The sequence below is a fragment of the Nocardia araoensis NBRC 100135 genome (assembly GCF_000308435.1).
GTDB lineage: Bacteria > Actinomycetota > Actinomycetes > Mycobacteriales > Mycobacteriaceae > Nocardia > Nocardia araoensis.
This window is the reverse complement of sequence record NZ_BAFR01000284.1, coordinates 1-2,087: the sequence shown is the minus strand read 5'-3', so window position 1 is coordinate 2,087 and position 2,087 is coordinate 1. Positions and strand designations below refer to the sequence as shown.

The following is a 2,087-nucleotide window of genomic DNA, read 5'->3' as shown; positions in this document are numbered from 1 at the left end:
TTCGGTGATCGCGGTGTGGTCGACCTCCATCGAGACATGCGCCCGCGAGTAGGTCGCCTCCATGAAATACTGGGTCGCTGCGAGGATGCTCGTTTGGTGACAGACCACCACCACGGTCTCACCGGGATGCGCCCCCGCGATCAGCTCCAGCTCGCGGCCCACCCGCGGCGCCCACTGCTCCCACGCCCGCTCACCCTCACCGACCGCCCTCGAAGCCCCCAGCGGCTCGACCACGGATGACAAATCCTGCGTCGGCTCGCCCAGGCTCGCCCCGTCGGCCCGAGCAGCTGCGTGTGCACCGACAGACCCAGCATGTCGGCCACCACCGCGGCGGTCTGCGCCGCGCGAGGAGCGCACGGGCTGTACACGCGGCTGATCTTGAGGCTGGACTGCTCGGCAGCCAAACGCTCTGCCAACCGCGCAGCCTGACTTCTCCCCGTCGGACTCGAGACGCGCGCGCCATCCTCCCCGCCGACACCATCGTCAATGACCCGCTGTGAGCGCAGCGAATCAGCAGCAGGCGCACACCGCACCGCACGTCAACCCCGGCTTCATCCACCAATCCACCACCTCACCCCGCAATCCGTTGACACGCGGACATTTCGCCCTCGACCACAGCATCGTCGGTATCGACCGCCTACGGCCAACAACAGCGCGTTGTACAACAGCCCGTTGTACTGCTGCCGCAGGGACGGCACCGCGCTGGCGCATCCGATAGCGCGCTGCTCGGACCACGCCGTCGGGGGTGGCAATCAGTTATTGATCAGCGTGCCTACCTCGACGGCCGATCGCCCGGTATGCAATCATTTCGCACGTATGTTCGATAGCTCGCAATTTCCGGTCAGTCGACGGGCCGACGGCACCACAGTCGCAGCACCGCTGACCGACCTCCCGCGCACCGAGCAACTCGCAGCCCTGCGCGCCCGCATGGACGCCATCCACGGCCGAGTCGGCGCCCGCGAAGCCCCACCGATGCCGTCGACCGCACCAGCGAACACACTGCCGATCCCTGGAGCACTGGGTGACGCGCTACCCGCCGGTGGGTTACCACGCGGATCACTGATTGCGTGCACCGGACGCCTCGGCCCCCTACTCGGGTTGCTCGCCGTGGCCACTGCCGCCGGAGAATGGACCGCCGTCCTCGGATCCCCACGGCTCGGGTTGCTCGCGGTCGCGGAAATGGGCGGAAATCTCGCCCGCCTGGCCCACATCGCCGACCCCGGGGACGACCCCCTCCACGTCGCCGCCGTCCTGCTCGACGGCCTGCCCGTCGTCGCGCTCGACCGTCCCATCACCCCGGCAGTCAGCCGCACCCGAGCTGTGCTCGCGCGGATCCGAAGTCACGAGGCCATCCTGGTGACAACGCAGACAGGCTGTGCCCGCCCCGATCTGGAAATCCACACCGAACTGGCCGAGTACGACGGTATCGGCCGCGGCCGCGGCCGGCTGCGATCGATCACCTACACGGTCCATGTATCCGGCCGCGCGGCCCGTCGCCCACGCAGCACCGCGCTGCGGCTGGGCCCCGACGGAACACAACGGTCATGCTGGACACGTCCACCAGCGGACTCACACATCTCTGTTACTGCGATCAGCCGAACCGGGTGACCCATGAGTCGATCCGGATTCACCTCGTTACGCCACCACCAGGCTGCTCACGCATCCACGCCGTGGTCCTAGTCGTTCTCTGAACTACGCGGCCTGAGGATTCGATTGCTTCGACACAGCATTCGGGCATTGTGTGGGTAGTCCAGGACGGCACCACAAGAGTGGCGCCAGAGAGCATGTACTCAAGGACTTCCGAGTTCTTTTGACGCCCACTGCTTTTCAACGCGTTTATCGACGTATGCCCGGTCCGGTCGACCTGGGCTTCCGGACGACACCGCTCGTTGGCGCTGGGGTGTCGGACCGAACGGGGCGTGTACGGATCTCTGTGTAAGCGCTCGTGGTTCAACGAATGGTGATTCGGTCTCCGAAGTAGAGGGTCAGTGCGTTGAGCGCTCCTTTCCAGCCTGGCGCGACTTGGTTGCGGTCGGTTGCTTTCGGTTCGATCATGTGCCGGATCGCGAGGTAGAGCACCTTGATCG

At 66.2% G+C, this 2,087-nt stretch carries 3 protein-coding genes and 1 pseudogene; 1 reads left to right on the top strand and 3 read right to left on the bottom strand.

The window, feature by feature from the left end; all coding sequences use genetic code 11:
• Positions 1–234: histidine phosphatase family protein (locus ON21_RS40680; RefSeq protein ID WP_039803681.1), on the bottom strand; the 234-nt coding region annotated here is incomplete at its 3' end.
• A complete protein-coding gene (locus ON21_RS41085) occupies positions 141–533 on the bottom strand; it encodes a histidine phosphatase family protein (protein ID WP_083880978.1) in 393 nt (130 codons plus the stop codon). The genes ON21_RS40680 and ON21_RS41085, both read right to left, overlap by 94 nt.
• On the opposite strand from ON21_RS41085, the gene imuA' reads away from it, so the two are divergent.
• Complete coding sequence (gene imuA' / locus ON21_RS41310) at positions 487–1,608, top strand: DnaE2-dependent mutagenesis accessory factor ImuA' (protein WP_505763936.1); 1,122 nt, start codon at positions 487–489, stop codon at positions 1,606–1,608. The two genes, ON21_RS41085 and imuA', sit on opposite strands and share 47 nt — an antisense overlap.
• Before the next feature lie 342 nt (positions 1,609–1,950).
• Here the strand turns inward: imuA' and ON21_RS41270 are convergent.
• Positions 1,951–2,087 (bottom strand): annotated as a pseudogene (locus ON21_RS41270) (IS256 family transposase); the annotation flags it as partial.

Coding starts and splice junctions, on each gene's coding strand:
- imuA' (WP_505763936.1), top strand. CDS start 487: ATGACCCGCTGTGAGCGCAGCGAATCAGCAGCAGGCGCACACCGCACC.